Origin of the sequence: Streptococcus sp. VT 162 (genome assembly GCA_000688775.2) — a bacterium.
Classification (GTDB): Bacteria; Bacillota; Bacilli; order Lactobacillales; family Streptococcaceae; genus Streptococcus.
Window position 1 is genome coordinate 1917467 of the sequence record CP007628.2, and the last position, 19783, is coordinate 1937249.

Consider the following 19783-nt stretch of genomic DNA (forward strand, 5'->3'; position numbering starts at 1 on the left):
CAAAAAAGCTTGGGTTTAAATCCCAAACTTTTAACTCATTTTATTGGAAATCTTTGATGTTCCCATCATAGGTCGCCCAGTCCTTGCTAAAGAAGCGGTCATTCATCTTATAGTCTGGAGCTGGAGTCGGATCCGTCAAGAAGGGATTGACAACCTTATCAAAAGCTAGCCAACCCAACCAACCAATGTGAATGGTGTCCTTGACAAAGTAGGGATCTCCACCTTTTTTAGAAAAGTCAGCAATGTTGGTGAAACCTTGACTTTCTAATTGGTAACGAATTTTCTCCACTGCATGCTGGTACATCTCCTCGCTGAGCCCTGTGTACTCCATCCACTTCTTGTTAACCGGCTGAATGACAAAGAGCACATTGACATTCGACTTAGCAAATTGATTGAGAACCAGCTGCAAATCATTGTACTCGGAGGACTTGAGGAAGTTGTAATTTTTTTGATACCCTTCCCATTTTTTTAAATCCTTTTGAATCTCTCTCGTATAGAAATGATTTTCCATCCCCATATCGTTATTGGTCGTATTTGCTTCTGCGTCCTTACGAACAATTTTTTCTAACTCATCATAAGAAAATTGATCCGGAAGATCTTTTAAATAGTTCTCCACGTGTTCCTTGTACTTGAGTTGTCCTCGAATGGAGAATTGTCCAAAGAGAGCGGATTGTTTTTCGTTGAATCGCGCAAAAATATCAATAGCAACCTGATCAACATCTGATAATTCTTCACCCTTTGACAGTTTTTGAACAATGCCTTTCAATGCAACATTAGGATTCTGCTTTAACAATCGAATAGCCGCATGCTTTGCAGCAATGTCACCAGATTGATTTCCCAAAAAAGCTGTTAATTGGTCACTGTTAAAAAATCTCTGAAACGCTGCGGGTTCATAATCTGTCTCCGTAAACCACTGAGGCGAAATCACAAATACAGCCTGCTTATTCTCTATTTCTGGCAAAATTTGCTGTAGACCAAAATATTGATTGAGAGAGGCTGCTCCTGCTTGACCTAGAAAGTAAGGACGATAGGGACGATGGTATTTTTCTGCTAAAACAGCTGGATGGACACTATCAAATCGAATCCATTCACTGGACCCTAGAAAAGGAATAAAACGCATATTTGGATCCGTAAGAGCCCTTACTTTTTGGCTTCTCTCTTTAAAACTCTCTGCACTAACAGAAGCCGCCGAGTATTTCTCCTCCGTCAGATTATGGCTTGTTGTACCTGGATAAAAAAAGATGAGTAGAAGAACCAAAAATCCAGCAATGAAGATAGGCCCGAAGATCAGCCACAAGCGTTTAAGCATTCTTCAACTCCGTAATACCTTCTACGATTTTATTAGCCGTATTCCAGTCATCACGACCGAACTCCGTCACTGGAACACGAATGTCAAAACGGTTTTCAATCTCCACAATCAATTCAACCGTTCCCATGCTATCCAAGACACCGGCATCAAAAAGATCTTCATCCATCATGTCAGAAACATCTTCCATAAACAACTCATCAATAATTTCAATAACTTCTGATTTGATATCCATTTTTTATATCCTTTTATTTTTTAAACCATAAATCATTCAAAAATCCAGAAAAGATTAAGAATGAAACCATCACGACATGGAAGGTGACAACCATGCCAAGCAACTGAATCCAGCGATTCTCAGGTAAGGAACCCTTTCCAGCTTTTTTCCGTTCTTTATTGAGCGCTTTTTTCTTACGAACCCAAGCATCATTGATGACCAGCCCAATCCCATGAAAAAGTCCATAGGCGATGTAGTACCAGGTCACACCATGCCAAAATCCCATAATCAGCATATTGAGAATATAGGCTACACTTGAAGTGACATTGCGATTTTTAAAGACCTTCTTTCTGGTCAACACCATGACCATCCGCATAAAGACAAAGTCACGGAACCAGAAAGACAGACTCATGTGCCAGCGATTCCAAAACTCTTTTAAATCCCTTGACAAAAAGGGCTTGTTAAAGTTGATAGGACTATGAATACCCATCAAGTTTGAAATGGCTAAGGCAAACATAGAGTAGCCCGCAAAGTCAAAAAAGAGCTCCAGACCAAAGGTGTACATGACCGCTAAAGCGTAGAGGTTAAAGAAACCACCTGTCTGCAAGGCCAAATTTTTCAGCGGAGGCAATAATGTCTCTCCTAAAATGTGAGCCAAGATAAACTTGTAGAGGAAGCCAAGCATGATATATTTGACAGCCTCTTCTAGCATGTCCATCAACTCATCCCGTTCAGGAATGGTCTCGTAATTTTCATTGAAGCGTTTGAAACGATCAATAGGACCACTTGAGAAAGTCGGCATAAAGAGAAGAAAACGTAAGAATTGCCAAATCGTTAATTCCTTGATGACACCGTCTCTCAACTCAACGATAACCCCAACTGCACGAAAGGTCAAGTAAGAAATCCCTAAAAATCCAAACAAAGATTGAGGTCCATGAATAGCAGGAGATACTTTCACAAAGACGATTGGCAATAGGGATAGAAAGCTAACCAGGTAAAATATCCATTTACTATCCCGTTGTTTCCTGTACCTTTTGTAGAAAGATACAAGAAGTACTTGCCAGATAACATAAAGGATCAAAGCGCTTATTTGATTCGTCTTTCCACCGACCAACATGGTGAGGATAAAGAAGAGACTAACAAACACCTCGTACAAGGCAAAACGTTTCTTGAAAAAAAGACCAATAAAGATAGGTAAAGTCGCAGCAATTACGTATAAAAAGTACTGAAGATCACCATAAGGTTCCAAATGAGGTAGCTGTTTATAAAGCTCCATCATTGGCTGTTTACCTCATTGATCAAGCCCTTGATGTCAATTTTACCATTAGGCGTTAGTGGTAAACTATCTCGATAAAGAAACTTAGACGGCATCATATAGGACATCATGATATCTGCTAGGTCTTCCTTGATAGCCTTGGTAATATCGATATCACGCTCAAACTGCTGACGGACACCGTCTTTTAGGATGACATAGGCCAGTAGATTTTGTACCTTGTGGTCCTTGTTATAACGTGGGACAGCAACAGCCGACTCGATAAAGCGAGACTTGTTGAGGTTTTGAGAGACATCTTCCAGCTCAATGCGATAACCATTAAACTTAATCTGGAAATCCATGCGTCCACCATAGAGAAGCAATCCCTCATCTGTCATGGTTCCTACATCCCCTGTGTGGTAGGCTGGAAGACCTTCGAACTCAAAGAAAGCTTCTGCCGTTTTTTCAGGATTATTCATATAGCCTTTTGAAACAGCTGGCCCTGAAACAATGATTTCTCCTTGCTCACCATTTGGAACTTTCTTACCTTCCTCATCAATGATAAAGGTCGGAGAATCGGCCTTGGTATAGCCGATTGGCAGGCGTTTGAGAGTCGTCAACATCTCATCAGTGACGGCAACTGCTGACAAAGCTACTGTCGCTTCTGTTGGACCATAGGCATTGATAATACGAGCATCTGGGAATCGCTCGCGCAGTTTTTGAGCAGTTTTGACCGTCAATTCTTCACCATCAAAGTAGAAATGCGTGATGCCAGGCATTTTCTCGCTGTTAAAGTCTTCTGACAACATGGCCATATCTGCAAAAGACGGTGTTGAGGTCCAGATAGCGATTGGCAATGAAAAAATTGTCGCAAAGAGTTTTTTGAAATCCTGAGTAATGGCTGAAGGAAGAGCGAAAAGCGTGCCACCCAGTGCCAAGGTTGGCGCCCAATACATGACAGATAGGTCAAAAGAATAAGGGGGCTGAGCCAGCATTTGCGGACGACTTGGCGTCGCAAATTCCTTATCTGTAATCATCCAGTTGGTAAAGCTGAGGAGATTATCATGGGAGATCTGCACTCCCTTAGGCTTACCAGTCGTACCAGAAGTAAAGATGATGTAGTAGTTGTCATCTCCCTTGACTGGATGGGTCATCTCGTAGCTGGAAGCTTGAGCAAAAGCTTCATGGACTTGCTTTAAATTCAGCATCGGTGTGCTAGTTTGCTCTAATGGAAAATCTGAGATAGCAATAATCAAGCTTGGCTCTGCAACTTCTACGATAGCAGAAACTCGTTCCAAGGCCGAATGGCTATCAATTGGAATGTAGGCATGACCTGACTTAGTTAGCGCTACAAAGGTAGCTAACATCTCATATTCCTGACCACCAAAAACGACGACTGGAGATTTCTCAGACAAGCCTAGTTGGTCGATGGTTGCAGCCAAACTATCCGAATCAGCCTTCAGATCACCATAAGTATGCTCTTGCCCTAAAACATTGTAGACAGGATATGTTGGTTGCGTTTGAGCAAAGTGCTCAATCGTTTCAATCATATCTTTTATCGGTTTATTAGACACTGTTCCTCTTCTCCTTTAAACTAGAACTCATTATAAATAAAGGTGCCTTGGCTCTGACCAAGGTAACTAAAAAAATAAAGCAAACCAAGTAAGATTACAAAATATAGAGCCGTCCGGCCTAAGAATACATGTAAATTTCGTTGTTTTTTCATAAGCTATCCATTAATATATTATTTCTATTAACTATCAGTATGTATTGTTAGTATCTTATCTTCCTAACATTTTACCACTTTATCAACCTTTTTTTCAACTGTTTACCATAACTTAAAAATTGGTTTTAGCTTATTTTAAGATAAGTTAAAATATTAATGTTTTGGCCATCAAAAAAGAGCCTGAGATTTTCATCTCAAACTCTGTTGCCAATAACTCTTTTATCTTAGAAAAGTGAAAATACGAGAACTGCTAGGGCCGCTCCGAGGATAGGTCCTACAACAGGAATCCAAGCATAAGACCAGTCTCCATCTCCCTTGTTTGGAATTGGCAAGATGCTGTGCATGATACGAGGTCCAAGGTCACGGGCTGGGTTCAAGGCATAACCCGTTGTCCCACCTAGTGAAAGACCGATACCAACAATCAAGGTCCCCACTGCAAAGGTCCCTAAACCGGCTTGAAGGTCATAGAGCCCCAAGGCAAAGATTGTCAAGAGCAAAACAAAGGTTCCAAGGATTTCGCTGATCAAGTTGGATACTGTATTCTTGATTGCTGGTCCAGTACTAAAGGTCGCTAAGATATTCCCTGCATTTTCTTCTGCCTCATAATGTGGTTTGAATTGCAACCAAACCAAAATCTGAGCCACCATCGCTCCTGCGAATTGGGCTAGGATATAAGGGAAAACAGAACCCCAAGAGAGTGTTCCTTTTAAGGCCATAGCAAACGTCACAGCTGGATTTAGGTGGGCTGGACTGAGCGTGCCAGATACAAAGGCCGCAACGGCTACAGCAATTCCCCATCCCATAGTAATCACAATCCATCCTGAATTGTTGCTCTTAGTTTTGGGAAGAACCACACCTGCAACAACACCATTTCCTAGGAAAATCAGGATTAAGGTCCCCAAAAATTCTCCAAATAATTCTTTCATCATATCTTTGTCTCCATTTAAAAGAAGGAGAGAGAAGGCAAGGAAGGCTTGTCTCCCTCTCTTCTAGTTTCTCTTAATTTTTCAATTCCGCTAGATCGTTGTTAGTAAGGGCTGCTTCAACATCCGCACGATAAGTTGCTTTTTCTTCATCAGACCAGTCATAGAATCGTCCCATTTCATCCAGAACTGGCTCAACGATGCTATCTAAACTATCACGCATAAAGAGCATGTGGTTGGTACGACGAAGAAGAAAGTCAACTGGGCTCAGAGCCAACTCATTGCGCATTGCATAGTGAAGTGACAAAGTGTCTGCCAAGCTGAGTCCTGGCGCTTGTTCCAAGCTGTGAGCAAGGGCAAAGACTTTCGGTGCATTTGAACCGTAAAGATTTGCAAGATAGTGGGCTTCCTTGCTATCCAAACCACGTGAAACTCCAAGTTGAGCAAAGGCTTCGATTTCTGAGTCCACATTTGCTGGGTTCAATTCTCCACCTGAAACAGGATAAGTCTTCGAGTTAATGAGTTTAAAGCTGCGGTCAAATTCGGCTTTGAGGATGTCAACCACGCGCTCCATAGCTCCTTCAGCCATCTTACGGTAGTCTGTGATTTTACCACCAGCAAGGGTCAACAAGCCATTGTCATCACGATCCAAACTCGAACCACGAGAAACTGCAAATGGATCCAAATGTTTCTCAGATGTGCTGCTTTCAAGCTTGCTGACAGCAGATTCAACATCTTCACGCGTTTTTTCTTTCGATAGATAAGCTTCGACAGTCGCAATCAAGCTATTGAAGCTCTCATCGCTAATGGTTCCGTTATTTCCTCCATTGTAGTCAGAAGCGCTATTGCCTGCGATCAATGGACGAAGACCAGCCCAGCTGCTTTCGATATCATCAATGGTAATGTTTGCTTCTGGGAAGCGGTTGTTGACAATGCCAAGTAGATAATCCACATCTTCCTGCGTCACTTTTGGATGTTCCAAATCGCCTGTGTAGTCTGTATCCGTTGTACCAAAGTAAGTCTTGTTTTCACGTGGGAGAACAAAGACCATACGCCCGTCTCCCAAACCTGTATCAAAGTAAACCGGCTGTGAAACCTTGATCTTGCTTGAATCCACTACCAAGTGAACTCCCTTAGTTGGACGCATTTGTGAGAATTGTGTTCCCTGATTGGACAAATTACGTACCTTGTCGCTCCAAGGACCTGTCGTGTTGATAACCAGACGAGCCTTGATTTCAAAGACTTGGTCTGTCAACAAATCACGAGCTACAACACCTGTAATCTTGCCACTTTCGTTAAAGAGGAAGCCTTCTGCCTTAACGTGGTTGGCAATGAGGGCACCGTCTTGATTGGCACGTTTGATGTTTTCAATCACGAGACGCGCATCGTTGTTACGGAAGTCAAGGTAAACCCCGCCTCCTACCAAGCCTTCTTTCTTCAAGTTTGGCTGGCGTTCCAAGACTTGATCCTTGCTCAAGACCTTGTTAGCAGCTGGTGTGTTGCTAACACCTGCCAAAAGGTCATACAAGTCCATGGCTACTTTGAGACGGAAAAGGCTAAAGGTCGCTCCATCCTCATCGTAAACTGGCAAGAGCATTGGATCTGGTTTTGGAATATGTGGAGCAATTTGTTGAACCACCGCACGTTCAGAAACTGTATCTGATACCACTTCTACGTCGAATTGTTTGAGGTAACGCAGGCCTCCGTGGACCAATTTTGTTGAACGGCTGGATGTCCCTTCTGCGAAGTCCTGCATTTCAATCAAACCAGTATCAAGACCACTGGCTGCCGCCTGCAAGGCTACCCCAGCACCGGTAATCCCACCACCAATAATCAGGAGGTCCAGGGTGCGTTCCTGCATTTTTTTAATTGATAATTCTCGTGTTTTCTTTGAAAATTCCATATTTACACACTTTCTAACTGAGTCGCTTTATTCTTCCAGTATTAGTCATCGATTTCCGCAAAGACTTGAGTTGCTTTCACAGCCTTCTTCCAGCCCTTATAAAGTTGTTCCTTACGAGATTCGTTCATCGATGGTTCGAAGAGTTCTCCTGTCTCATTCAAGAGTTTCAACTCATCCAAATCCTTCCAGTAACCCACTGACAATCCTGCCAGGAAGGCTGCACCTAGGGCAGTTGTTTCCAAGTTTTTAGCACGGGCAATATCGATTCCCAAAATGTCAGCCTGGAACTGCATGAGGAAGTTGTTCATGGCTGCACCACCATCTACCTTCAAGACTTGGATAGCTGTCTGCGCATCCACTTGCATGGTGTCGATGATGTCGCGTACTTGGTAAGCGATGGATTGCAGAGTAGCCTTGATAAAGTCTTCTTTGCTTGTTCCACGAGTTAAGCCAAAGACTGAACCACGAGCATTTTGATTCCAGTATGGAGCCCCTAGACCTGTAAAGGCAGGTACGACATAAACTTCGTCATTGTTGTGAGAATTGAGAGCATATTTTTCAGACTCTGGTGAATTTTCAACCATGCGAAGTCCATCACGAAGCCACTGAATGGCACTTCCTGCGATGAAGATAGAACCTTCCAAGGCATAGTAAACCTTGCCGTTGATTCCGTAACCAATGGTTGTCAAAAGGTTGTTTTCAGACAACTGCATCTCTTCACCAGTGTTCATAATGATGAAAGAACCTGTTCCATAAGTATTCTTGACCATCCCTGGTTCAAAGGCCAACTGACCGAAGAGGGCTGCCTGTTGGTCCCCAGCCATACCTGAAATTGGCACTTCTCCACCGTAGAAATGGAATGGAGCAGTCTTGCCGTAGATTTCAGAGTTAGAACGAACTTCTGGAAGCATAGCCTTAGGAATGTTGAGGATTTCCAAAATCTCATCATCCCATTTAAGATCCTTGATGTTATAGAGCATGGTACGAGCTGCGTTTGAGTAGTCAGTTACGTGAGCTGCGCCGTCAGTCAATTTCCAAACCAGCCAAGTATCAATGGTACCAAAGAGCAATTCACCCTTTTCAGCTCGCTCTTGAGCGCCTTCTACATGGTCCAAAATCCAACGAACCTTGGTTGCAGAGAAGTAAGCATCGATGATCAAACCAGTCTTTTCATGGAATTTTTCCACATAACCTTGGCTTTTTAGTTGTTCAGCCAGAGGAGCTGTCTGGCGTGATTGCCAAACGATAGCATTGTAGATAGGGAGACCTGTTTTCTTATCCCAGACGACAGTTGTTTCACGCTGGTTGGTAATCCCGATGGCCTCGATTTGACTTGGTTTCACACCACTTTCGATGAAAGCACCCGCGATAACTGACTGAACAGAGTTCCAAATTTCATTGGCATTGTGCTCAACCCAACCTGCTTGAGGGAAAATCTGAGTGAACTCTTTTTGACTAGAGCTGACCTTTTCTCCTTTTTTGTTAAAAATGATGGCACGAGAACTGGTAGTTCCTTGGTCAATGGCCATGATGTATTTTTCTTGTGACATGTGCTGTCCTCCTGATAAAATCTTGAGGGGGTTCCTCTTTACAGTAACTAGTATACAAAATAAAGCGCTTTCTTGTTTATCAATTTTTTTTAAATTTTAAAAAAATGTGAGGAGATTGTGCGAATTTCACAAAAAAGACCTGAAAACTCAGGTCTTTTAGGCAAATAGCATCTGACGGATCGTAGCTAAATCTTCCATATCCAAATCATTTTTCAAATAGTAGATAGGTGTTTGTTCTTTCTTATGGATAGGGTTGTTAGTAATTAACAAATCATAATGTCGACTGGGGTCATAGGCTTCAATAGTAATGAAACGATTGTATTCCAAATACCGTTTCAAAATGGCAGCCATCCTAGAAAAGACAAGGAAACCAGATGTCAAATCCAGACCAATCCTCATATGTTGGCCACCATTTTCTGCCATATACTCTATCAACTGGAGCCATTCCCAGAGAATTTTCTTATCCAAATCCGTTCCCTGATGAAAGGCTGGCAAGATATGAAAAATTCTCTCTGCAGTCCCTTTAAAATCATGTTCCATCAGCAAATAGGGATGGCGATTCTCTGTCTGGTATCTGTACTGATCTTGTAAAATATAGCCCTTGTATAGATAAATTTGACCACAGAGCTGGCTGAGTTCATAGGTGACATGGTCCTCTGTGTAGTCCCCCAGCAGCTCCTCCTTCTTCATCTCTTGAATCAATTGCGTCAGCAAATCAGCTAATTGCCCACCAAAACCAAGGATATACTCCATAGTATGAAGGGGCAAAATACGATGGGAAAGGAGAAATGAAAAGAATACCATCATCTCACCATCCTCAGTTCCTAGAGGGATATGTTGCCCAGCAAAAAAGGACGAAGCCTTTCGAAGCAAACGAAGATAGAAAATATTGTCAAAATACCCTCGCATTTTTTCTTCTATAACCTGAAACTGACAGGCATTGACCCGAAGACGCTGTTGACTGATATGAGCCCAGAGAACCAAGTCCAATTTCTGCCCCGAAGACAAGCTAGCACCGCAGATTTCTTCTAGGGTAGCAATCTCTTGTTTTCTCTCAGCTTTCTGCATGTGACCTTCCCACTCCTGACTGGACCAAATCTTGCGGAAAAGACAGAAATAGAAATAGCGAATCTGATGCTCCGGACCTCGCCAACGGCCATTTTGGATGGATAAGTCAAACTCTGACAAAATCTGATTTAGACTAGCTAAGTGGCGACCAAGCGTGGCCTCGCTAATCATCAATTCTTGAGCCAACTGATGAGCTAGAAACTGTTGGTGATAGAGAAGGTAAACCAAAATTTGGTACTTAATGGCATTGTCTAGAAACAAGCTCCGAATCTCTCTCCCCTTGGTAGCTGCACCAATCGACAGACGCAGATTTTCATCTTCCAAATGGATGGTCAGCTCTAAACCTCTTTCCAAGGCATTTTCGTTAATCAGAGAAATGTACTTGGTTAAGGTCGCCTTTGAAAAACCTGTTTCTTCCATGGCTTCCTTGACGGTTGTCTGCGAATCTTGTAATAGAAAGGAAAGGACTAAAAATTGACCAGATTCTGCTTTTTCCATCAAATCGCCTAAATACATTTGTTACCCCTTTCATTTTCTCCTACAAGAATAGCATAAATCTTAGAAATGCGGAAATAATCTGTTTCTCATTTTATTTTAAAGTTGATTTCCTCGTCATTATTCCAGAGAAACAGCAAACACACGGCTCCCCCTTTGGGCATTTTTATGCTAAAATAGTAGCTATGGATAAAATTATTAAAACTATATCAGAAAGCGGAACTTTTCGTGCTTTTGTCCTTGATAGCACGGAAACCGTCCGCACTGCTCAAGAAAAACATCAAACTCAAGCCAGTTCAACCGTTGCACTTGGTCGCACCCTTATCGCTAGCCAGATTCTCGCAGCCAATGAAAAAGGAGATACCAAGATTACTGTAAAAGTTCTTGGAACGAGCTCTCTCGGTGCCATCATCACTGTCGCAGATACCAAGGGCAATGTCAAAGGCTATGTGCAAAATCCCGGTGTAGATATCAAAAAAACTGCAACGGGTGAAGTCCTAGTCGGTCCTTTTGTCGGCAATGGCCAATTTCTCGTTATCACAGACTACGGTACTGGAAATCCTTACAACTCCATGACTCCTCTCATTTCTGGGGAAATCGGTGAAGACTTGGCCTATTACCTGACTGAAAGCCAACAAACCCCTTCAGCAGTCGGGCTCAATGTTCTTTTGGATAAAGACGACAAGGTCGAAGTTGCCGGAGGTTTCCTTCTCCAAGTATTACCAGGAGCCAAGGAAGAAGAGATTGCTCGCTTTGAAAAACGCATCCAAGAAATGCCAGCCATCTCAACCCTTCTAGAAAGCGATGACCATATCGAAGCCCTTCTCAAGGCCATCTATGGTGACGAATCTTACAAACGTCTATCTGAAGAAGAAATCCGTTTCCAATGTGACTGCAGCAAAGATCGTTTTATGAACGCTCTTGCCAGCCTTCCAAGCTCAGACCTTGAAGAAATGAAAGAGGAAGACCACGGGGCAGAAATCACTTGTCAATTCTGCCAAACAACTTATAACTTTGATGAAAACGACCTGGAGGAACTCATTCGTGACAAATCTTAATACACCCTTTATGATTGGCAATGTTGAGATTCCCAATCGTACTGTTTTAGCGCCCATGGCTGGCGTGACCAACTCAGCCTTTCGTACCATCGCAAAAGAGCTCGGGGCTGGACTCGTTGTCATGGAAATGGTCTCTGACAAAGGAATCCAATACAACAACGAAAAAACTCTACACATGCTTCATATCGATGAAGGAGAAAACCCGGTTTCTATCCAACTTTTTGGTAGTGATGAAGACAGCCTCGCACGCGCAGCAGAATTCATCCAAGAAAACACCAAGACCGATATCGTCGATATCAACATGGGCTGCCCAGTTAACAAAATCGTGAAGAACGAGGCTGGCGCTATGTGGCTCAAGGACCCAGACAAGATCTACTCTATTATCAACAAGGTCCAATCTGTCCTTGATATCCCCCTCACTGTCAAAATGCGCACCGGCTGGTCTGATCCATCCCTAGCCGTGGAGAATGCTCTCGCAGCTGAGGCTGCAGGTGTGTCTGCCCTTGCCATGCATGGCCGTACCCGCGAACAGATGTACACAGGTCACGCAGACCTTGAGACTCTTCACAAGGTTGCTCAAGCTCTGACCAAGATTCCATTTATCGCCAACGGTGATATCCGTACGGTCCAAGAAGCTAAACAGCGTATCGAAGAAGTCGGGGCTGACGCTGTCATGATTGGTCGCGCTGCTATGGGAAATCCCTACCTCTTCAACCAAATCAACCACTACTTTGAAACAGGAGAAATTCTCCCTGACTTGACATTTGAAGACAAGATGAAAATCGCCTACGAACACTTGAAACGCTTGATTAACCTCAAAGGAGAAAACGTAGCCGTTCGTGAATTCCGCGGCCTCGCTCCTCACTACCTCCGTGGAACATCTGGCGCTGCCAAACTTCGTGGAGCCATTTCACAAGCTAGCACCCTAGCAGAGATTGAGGCCCTCTTGCAACTAGACAAAGCATAGTCTTACATCTACAACTCAAAAAAACGGCAAAGCTCAAAAATGAGTCTTGCCGTTTTTTATATATTTTCATCTTGTAAATCTAATTGCTTCACTCTAGCTATATAATAGGACATAATCAAAAACAAATTGAGGCTGACAATCCATATAGACCATTCATGAAGAAAATGCATCAATACAGCCAAGCTGATTGCGCCCACTATGAAACTTCCCACAACAATCCCATAATTTAAGGCCTGACGACGGTATTCTTGGATATTTCCTTCTCTTCTAGCAATGCGATACAAAGCAGTCAACATCTTTCGGTAATTTCCAGACGTCATAAAAATGACATAGGGATGATCTTCAATCAAACTGCCCGTAAATGTTAACATCATCATTCCTGTTCCAAAAGCGATGCAAGGAACTTCTAATAGAGGAAATCGTGAAAAGAAAGGGAGAATAAGAGTTCCAATAAATAAAGGGAGCAGCATCTTAACCCGCCAGTAAGCCGTTTTACGGTATTCTTTCATGTGCAATGCAAACAGAAATCCTAGAGAAAAGAAAATAATGGAGCAGAATCGTAGCATCGTATTGATGACATTTGAGTCGTGCCAATCAGATATCAGTAGGAGAATATTCCCTGTCTGTGTCGCTACCAAACTATGGTATTGAATATGGCAAAACACATCCAAAGAACCACCTACAAATCCAAGAAATACTCCCATCAATCGTGTGTTTTGAGGTAAGATTAATTCATCTGCCATGTATTATCACTCGTTCTCCTTTGATTTTTTATTATACCACTTTCTCTTGGAGAAACTAAGTGAAAAACAGTTGACTCACTCTTTTACAGAACGATTTCTAGTAAGAGTTAAAACACCAAATTTTATTATTGAATCAAGGCAACACTCGAAACTTTACCATCCGCACCTGTTGTAATTTGGATGATTTTTCCTCCACCGATTTTGGCATTATACTTGCCATCATCAAGAGTGTAAGAGTAGCCTCTGATAGAATAGTTTTCTTTCTTTCCATCTGCAGTTTCTACTGTAAATTGGCCCCCTGATGAAACTGTAATGGTTTCGCCATTCGCTCCCTTCCAGTTGCCTGCTGCAGCTGAGAAGTCACCATCCACCATGGTTAAAACTCCCTTGTAGCGTTTGTTGTGTTCTGCTTGCTTGTCTTGAAGTTGGCGGTCAGTTGTTGGATCATAAGTTGACTGGTTAGACTGGGCTTGAGAACCTTGCTGGGTTGACGGAGTCTGAGAAGGGGCTGGCTGACTAGGAGTTGCTTGTTCTTGTCTTGATTCAGGGGCTGGTTTCGCTTGTGACTGATCTGCTGTTGTAGAAGACTGACCTGAAGATGCCTGAGCCTTTTCAGATGAAGCTGAGCTTGAAGATTTTTGAGTCTTGCTTTCTTTGTTAGAAGAAGCTGCTTTAGAACTTGATGATTGGCTTGTCTTTGCAGAGCTGCTGGTTTGAGTGGTTTCATTTTTATTTCCACAAGCTCCCAGTAGCAAGGTAGAAGCCAATACAGTCGCTGCCATCAATTTGATATAGGTTTTCTTTTCCATTTTTCTACTCCTTTGTAACATTTTTGAAATGTTAAGAAATCTTTTTGTAATATAATTGTAACATTAGACCTTGAATCTGTCAACTATTTAGAGAAACTATTTTAAAAATTATTCTCTCTACTATTTCTATTCGTAATCGAAACGAAAAAATAGAAAATTTTTTAGATAAGAGTCCTATTTTTTGTATCGCTCTTGTGTAATCGCTTGCATTGTGTTAGACAAAGGAATATAATAACATTGAAATAGAATATAGGAGGTGCACTCTTATGCTAAATAAGTATTACAAGTATCTTCCTTGGTTGATTTTGGGAGCTATTGGCTCTTATCAATCAGCCACTTACTATGCGCGAACTGCATTTGATGTCTTCTATCTGACTGCAATCTTTATGATTGTTTATATCGCTTTGTTATTTTTACATGAGAACTATCTCAAGTATCGATATAAAGACTTCTTTACTCACATGTTGAGTAATCCTAAGAAAGATAGCCATACCTAAAAGCAATCGCAACAGCAAAGTAACTTAATAAGGGCAAACAAAGAGGTCGGGATTTTGGTCCCGACCTCTTTATTTCAATCGATAGGTTTTTCTTGGTTTCTTTTTGGGCACTCGTTTGAGTCCGACTTCTTCTACATATTCGCCGTATTTTACGAGAAAGTTATTGCTGACGATGGGCCGACCTGGGTTGATGAGATTGACCAGTTCAGTTCCTTCGTAGACAGTGAACTCCTCTTCCAGCAGATAAAGGAAGGTCGGATTCCAGTCGAGACGGCCTTGGATGCGTTTGATGGACTCTTGAATAATGGCATAATGGTCAAAGGCAAAGGCTCTCTCCTCCAACTCTACTCCCTCTAGGAAGCACTTGCCCGTCCGAAAATCCACATCTACAAAAACCACATCCTTGGCATCGTCTCCTGCCTGAACGAGGCCTAGGGCGCGACTAGGCAGATACACCAAGTGGGCAATGGTCACGGTCCAGCCCCGTGGATCACGACCGGGGGTCGATACGGTCATCAATTGCTCGATTTTTTCCAAAGGTAGATCGAGATTGACTTCTTCTCTCACCTCGCGTTGACAGGCATGCGCAGCATCCTCTCCCTTATCCATAAAGCCTCCAACCAGAGCCAAACAGTTTTGATAAGGGTGGGCCTTGCGACGGATTAGTAAGAGCTTGATCTTTCCTTCGACAAAGCAGTAAGCCACCATATCTACTGTCACACTTGGTTTTTCATATTGAGGGAGTTCCTGCTTGTAGTACCAATCCAAAAACTCCTCCTGACTGGCATGGATTTCATAATATTCTTTTTCTGTCATCCCGGCTGGAATCATCGTATCTGCCATCTTATGCCTCCTTTCGAACTGCCTTGGTCCATTGGTACCAACCCACTAGACTGTTGAGTGTGTAAACCCAGTACATCCCTTGAATGTGGATATTTTCACCCCACCAGAGATAGATACTAAAGAGATTGGTTGCAATCCAGAAAATCCATTGCTCACGGTAGAGACGTGTCATCAAGAACTGACCAACACCATTGGTCGCATCGGTTACACTATCACGGAAAGGTCGAGCACTATTGATACTTTGATAAGCCAAGCCCATACCAATCCAGATAATGGCAGTCAAGACCAAGTACTTAAGCCAGTCAAGAACAGATAATTTCTTAGCTTCAAAGTGGGATTCTTCTGGTTTTCCTTGGTCATTGATACGATTGGACAGCCAAGCATAGAGACCAATCGGCTGCATGACAAAGAAGTAAACGGTCGTCAAGACTTCGCCATAAAAAGTCGCATTCATGGCCAAAATCAAATAGATAGCCGAGTTAATAGCTCCAAAGAGATAATTGCTTGCACGCCCTTCTGCTACCAAGATAACACAGACAATCCCAGTCCAAGATGCAAACAAGCTCAGCCAATCATGACTTTCCGTATTTTGTGTGAATTCCAAGATCAAGGGAACACTTGACAGGGCGATGAGATACAACCACTGGAAAAGGCTACGGCCGACAAAGAGATCTTTCCAGAGCAAACGCATGATTCCTACAAAACCGATCTTGCGAGCTTCGGCATGGACATTTTTAAAATTTTCAATAAATTGTGTGATTTTTTTAGTTACTGTTTTCATAATTTTCTCCTAATCTGCTTGGTAAATGGCATCGATAGCCACTTTGGCTGCTTCATAATTGCCTAGATAATCCTCCGCTAGATAAACTAGTGGAATGGTGGTTAAGTATCGCTCTCTCATCTGGTCCAAATGCTGGGAAAAACTGTAGCGAATGTGGTCCTCTGCCATGGTCATATCTCTAAATCCGTCATTGACATAGGAGCCGACAGGTTGCACAAAGAGAATCAAATCCCATTTTTCCTTGGCCAAGATAGAGGCAAAGAGATTGTCAAAGGTTTCTCCTGATAAGCCCTCTTGGTCCTCAGTCTCCATGTAATAGTCATAGTAGCCCTTGGTTACCAAGGAGTTGGTATCGGCTATCACAAGGCCTCGATTGGCATTGCTATCGATTAACTTGGAGGTCTGGTCATACTGTCCCAACAGGAGATAGTAGTAATCCTTTGGAGTCAATTCATCGTCGCGGACATTGTTTTTGATCTGGTACTCACGCGCGTATTCCAGACTAACGGGCGCATCGTAATACCTTGCCAAATCCTTGGCCAGAGTGGTCTTCCCATTACTAGCACTTCCCATGATCAAGACTTTCTTGGTAAACTGACGACGGAAGGGTTGAGCGATGTATTTCCAATATTTGCTTGGATTTTCTCGAATCATAGTCGCTGAGATACCAAACTTTCTTTCTTGCAAGACGGTGCCAAATCCACGTTTAGCTAGTTCTTGCTGGTATTCTTCTTCTCCCACAAAGAAGATCAGTTCTTGCTGGATTTCATCATAGGAAATCTCCGCTAACATCTGGTCCAACCACTCCTGCCAGCCCATAGGGTAACGGGGAAGGTTGGTCTCATCCAGCTTGCAGACAGAGGTCAATTCGTCATCACGAAAAGCCTCTCGGATATAGCGAAATCGTTTTTGAAGACTTAAACCTACCTGCTCCCCTCGGTCTCCCTCATAGCCTGACACGACTACCCAGACCTGGTCATACTGACGCTTCGCTCGCTGGATCAGATCGATATGACCCTGATGAAGAGGGGCAAAGGTCCCAAATACCACTGCTGTTTTCTTTTTTATAAACGTTTTACCTTTTTATAATTTTTGATATTTTTATTTTCTATGTTTTTATTATATACTATATTTTTGTTTTGTCAATAGTTTTTTATCATTTTTTATAAAAAAGTAGCAAAAAAAGAATCAGGACTGCTCCTGACTCTCCATTTTTAAGCAATATCAAATTTTAATTGACCTGCTTTGACACCAATCTTGAGAGTCTTGCCTGCCACTAATTCTCCCTTAAGAAGAAGTTCTGCCAACTTGTCCTCCACTTCTGTTTGCAGGGTTCTGCGAAGTGGGCGAGCTCCCATTTCTGGATTGTAACCGTGACTAGCTAGCAACTTCAGGGCCGAAGCTTGCAGTTTCAAGTCGATGCCTTTCTCTGCCAGGCTAGCAATCAATGGTTTAACCATAATCTTGACAATTTCATGCATATGTTCGCTATCCAAGCTATGGAAGACTACCTTTTCATCAATACGGTTGATAAACTCTGGTCGATAAGTTTTTTTCAGCTCTTCAAAGATGCGTTTTTCCATATTTTCCTGGTCAAAACGAATGTCTTTCGCGCCAAAGCCGACCGTCTTGTCATCACGAAGGGCTGTTGCACCAAGGTTTGACGTCATGATGATAATGGTATTTGAAAAATCCACCTTGCGTCCCTTGCTATCTGTCAAGACACCGTCGTCCAGAACCTGCAAGAGGACATTAAAGATATCTGGGTGAGCCTTCTCTACCTCGTCAAAGAGGAGCACAGAGTAAGGTTTGTTGCGAACTTTCTCGGTCAACTCCCCACCTTCCTCGTAGCCCACATAGCCAGGAGGTGCTCCATTGAGACGGCTAGCCGCAAATTTCTCCATATACTCACTCATATCAAAGCGGATAAGGGCTGATTCGTCATCAAAGAGGACTTCTGCCAGAGCCTTGGCCAATTCGGTCTTACCGACTCCTGTCGGCCCTAGGAACATAAAGGAACCAATCGGACGCTTGTGACTACGAATACCTGACTGGTTGCGGCGAATGGCACGGCTAATGCTTGAAACAGCTTGATCTTGGCCAATGACACGTTTGTGCAATTCCGCTTCCAAATTAAGGTATTTCTTGGCATCCGTTTGCGTCAGTTTTTGGACTGGGATACCTGACAAGCGACTCAAGGTAGTCAAAATTTCAGATTCTGTTACCAAGTCTTTATAGACAGGGACTTCCTGCTCTTTTGCGATTAGCTGAGCAGCTTGTTTCCACTTGCCATCCATCAAGGCCTTGTCAGCTGGAGTCAAGTCGGATTCGTCTGTTTTCACATGCTTGGATTTGTTTTGCACTGTTGCTGCTGCTTCATCTAAGAGGTCGATAGCAGAGTCTGGCAAGTGACGACTGGTCAAGTAACGATGCGCCATCTTAACAGCTGTTTCAACAGCTTCATCTGTGATTTGCACACGATGGTGTTTCTCATAGGTAGCCTTCAAACCTTGCAAAATGATCATGCTGTCAGCTAAACTTGGCTCTTCAATCGTCACTTTGGCAAACCGACGAGAAAGGGCAGCATCTTTTTCGATGTGTTTTTGGTATTCTTCCTGAGTGGTTGCACCAACCGTTCTCAAAGTTCCACGAGCCAAGGCTGGCTTCAAGATATTAGCCGCATCCAGAGTCGAGTCAATACCGCTACCAGAACCCATGATGGTGTGGAGTTCATCGATAAAGAGGATCACTTTGCCATCTTCCTCTATATCCTTGATGATATTGTTCATGCGCTCTTCAAAATCTCCACGGAAACGTGTCCCCGCAACAACATTCATCAAATCAAGCTCTAGAACACGCATCTTTGCCATTTCCGCAGGCACATCCCCACTAGCAATACGCTGGGCAAGTCCAAGTGCTAGAGCTGTTTTCCCGACACCAGCATCACCAACCAAGACCGGATTGTTCTTGGTCTTTCGACTCAAAATCTGAATCATACGTGAGATTTCCTTGTCTCGACCGATAACTGGCTCTAACTTGCCAGAGCGCGCTTGCTCCGTCAGATCATGCGTGTAATCCTCTAGACCACCACTTTGAGCTTGAGGCATGCCCATCATATTGGCCATGGAATTTTGCTTGTCAGTTACTGTGCGATGACGTTGACGCAAAGCCTTAAGATCTTCTCTTGTCCAACCAGCACGTTCTTCTAGATTGCGACGAAGAGCAGCAATTCTGACCTGATCTTTCTGGTCTTCATAAGAGAAACCTGCTCTCTCCAAGATGCGAGTCGCCAAGGCATTGCCGTCATGCAAAATCGCATAGAGGACATGCTCTGTCCCTAGCACCTTAGCATGGACCACTGAGGCTACATACTCTGCTTCCGCAAAGAGGACCTCCAAACGATGGGAAAAGGGTAATTCCGTAAAGGTTTCATCTTGGCTATAGTCGGTTTCAGTCAGTTCCAACGCAACCTCTTCTAAACGGTCCATCTCGTATGGGTAATCATTTAGAGTCGCACCTGCCACACTGTAACTGTGATTAGACATGGCAATCAATAAATGCCAAGACTCTAGATAACGGGCTCCAAAATGGCTCGCAACCATGTAGGCACTTTCGATACATTCATTCAATGCTTTTGAATAGTTCATC

Annotated in this window: 17 protein-coding genes; 3 read left to right on the forward strand and 14 right to left on the reverse strand. The window is 43.0% G+C overall.

Features of this window, described 5'->3' with window-relative positions; all coding sequences use genetic code 11:
* Nucleotides 1-40: 40 nt before the first annotated feature.
* From V470_09505 to V470_09540, 8 genes are all read right to left on the reverse strand, one after another.
* Complete coding sequence (locus V470_09505) at nucleotides 41-1309, reverse strand: D-alanyl-lipoteichoic acid biosynthesis protein (protein AHZ48641.1); 1269 nt, start codon at nucleotides 1307-1309, stop codon at nucleotides 41-43.
* The gene (locus V470_09510) at nucleotides 1302-1541 is read right to left on the reverse strand and encodes an alanine-phosphoribitol ligase (GenBank protein ID AHZ48642.1); all 240 of its coding nucleotides are present in this window, start codon (nucleotides 1539-1541) and stop codon (nucleotides 1302-1304) included. Before V470_09510 ends, V470_09505 begins: the two co-directional genes overlap by 8 nt.
* A gap of 13 nt (nucleotides 1542-1554) precedes the next feature.
* Nucleotides 1555-2799, reverse strand: a complete 1245-nt coding sequence (locus tag V470_09515) for a hypothetical protein (protein ID AHZ48643.1) — start codon at nucleotides 2797-2799, stop codon at nucleotides 1555-1557.
* On the reverse strand, nucleotides 2796-4346 hold the full coding sequence (locus V470_09520; GenBank protein AHZ48644.1) for an alanine-phosphoribitol ligase: 1551 nt from the start codon (nucleotides 4344-4346) through the stop codon (nucleotides 2796-2798). Before V470_09520 ends, V470_09515 begins: the two co-directional genes overlap by 4 nt.
* Nucleotides 4347-4722: 376 nt before the next feature.
* Nucleotides 4723-5427 carry a glycerol transporter gene (locus tag V470_09525; GenBank protein ID AHZ48645.1) on the reverse strand — a complete coding sequence of 235 codons (705 nt, stop codon included), beginning with the start codon at nucleotides 5425-5427 and terminating at the stop codon, nucleotides 4723-4725.
* A 70-nt stretch (nucleotides 5428-5497) separates the two neighbouring features.
* Entirely contained in the window at nucleotides 5498-7324 is a 1827-nt protein-coding gene (locus V470_09530; GenBank protein ID AHZ48646.1) for an alpha-glycerophosphate oxidase, read from the reverse strand.
* Between the two features lie 41 nt (nucleotides 7325-7365).
* Nucleotides 7366-8874 (reverse strand): glycerol kinase, encoded by a 1509-nt coding sequence (glpK, locus tag V470_09535; GenBank protein AHZ48647.1) that lies wholly within the window; start codon nucleotides 8872-8874, stop codon nucleotides 7366-7368.
* 156 nt (nucleotides 8875-9030) lie between these two features.
* On the reverse strand, nucleotides 9031-10458 hold the full coding sequence (locus V470_09540; protein ID AHZ48648.1) for a regulatory protein: 1428 nt from the start codon (nucleotides 10456-10458) through the stop codon (nucleotides 9031-9033).
* A 164-nt stretch (nucleotides 10459-10622) separates the two neighbouring features.
* Here V470_09540 and V470_09545 point away from each other — a divergent pair, with 164 nt between their 5' ends.
* Nucleotides 10623-11495 (forward strand): molecular chaperone Hsp33, encoded by an 873-nt coding sequence (locus V470_09545; protein ID AHZ48649.1) that lies wholly within the window; start codon nucleotides 10623-10625, stop codon nucleotides 11493-11495.
* The gene (locus V470_09550) at nucleotides 11482-12462 is read left to right on the forward strand and encodes a TIM barrel oxidoreductase NifR3 (protein AHZ48650.1); all 981 of its coding nucleotides are present in this window, start codon (nucleotides 11482-11484) and stop codon (nucleotides 12460-12462) included. Before V470_09545 ends, V470_09550 begins: the two co-directional genes overlap by 14 nt.
* Before the next feature lie 56 nt (nucleotides 12463-12518).
* Here the strand turns inward: V470_09550 and V470_09555 are convergent, their stop codons facing one another.
* Nucleotides 12519-13205 carry a membrane protein gene (locus V470_09555; GenBank protein ID AHZ48651.1) on the reverse strand — a complete coding sequence of 229 codons (687 nt, stop codon included), beginning with the start codon at nucleotides 13203-13205 and terminating at the stop codon, nucleotides 12519-12521.
* 125 nt (nucleotides 13206-13330) lie between these two features.
* A complete protein-coding gene (locus tag V470_09560; protein ID AHZ48652.1) occupies nucleotides 13331-14014 on the reverse strand; it encodes a lipoprotein in 684 nt (227 codons plus the stop codon).
* 266 nt (nucleotides 14015-14280) lie between these two features.
* Between V470_09560 and V470_09565 the strand changes: the two genes are divergently transcribed.
* Complete coding sequence (locus V470_09565) at nucleotides 14281-14511, forward strand: hypothetical protein (protein ID AHZ48653.1); 231 nt, start codon at nucleotides 14281-14283, stop codon at nucleotides 14509-14511.
* A gap of 69 nt (nucleotides 14512-14580) precedes the next feature.
* Here the strand turns inward: V470_09565 and V470_09570 are convergent, their stop codons facing one another.
* The 4 genes from V470_09570 to V470_09585 all read right to left on the reverse strand — a co-directional run bounded on the left by V470_09570 (nucleotide 14581) and on the right by V470_09585 (nucleotide 19782).
* Nucleotides 14581-15354 (reverse strand): DNA mismatch repair protein MutT, encoded by a 774-nt coding sequence (locus V470_09570; GenBank protein AHZ48654.1) that lies wholly within the window; start codon nucleotides 15352-15354, stop codon nucleotides 14581-14583.
* A gap of 1 nt (nucleotide 15355) precedes the next feature.
* The gene (locus V470_09575) at nucleotides 15356-16135 is read right to left on the reverse strand and encodes a nicotinamide mononucleotide transporter PnuC (GenBank protein AHZ48655.1); all 780 of its coding nucleotides are present in this window, start codon (nucleotides 16133-16135) and stop codon (nucleotides 15356-15358) included.
* A 9-nt stretch (nucleotides 16136-16144) separates the two neighbouring features.
* On the reverse strand, nucleotides 16145-17203 hold the full coding sequence (locus tag V470_09580) for a transcriptional regulator (GenBank protein ID AHZ48656.1): 1059 nt from the start codon (nucleotides 17201-17203) through the stop codon (nucleotides 16145-16147).
* A 146-nt stretch (nucleotides 17204-17349) separates the two neighbouring features.
* Entirely contained in the window at nucleotides 17350-19782 is a 2433-nt protein-coding gene (locus tag V470_09585; protein AHZ48657.1) for a Clp protease ClpX, read from the reverse strand.
* Between the last annotated feature and the right edge of the window lies 1 nt (nucleotide 19783).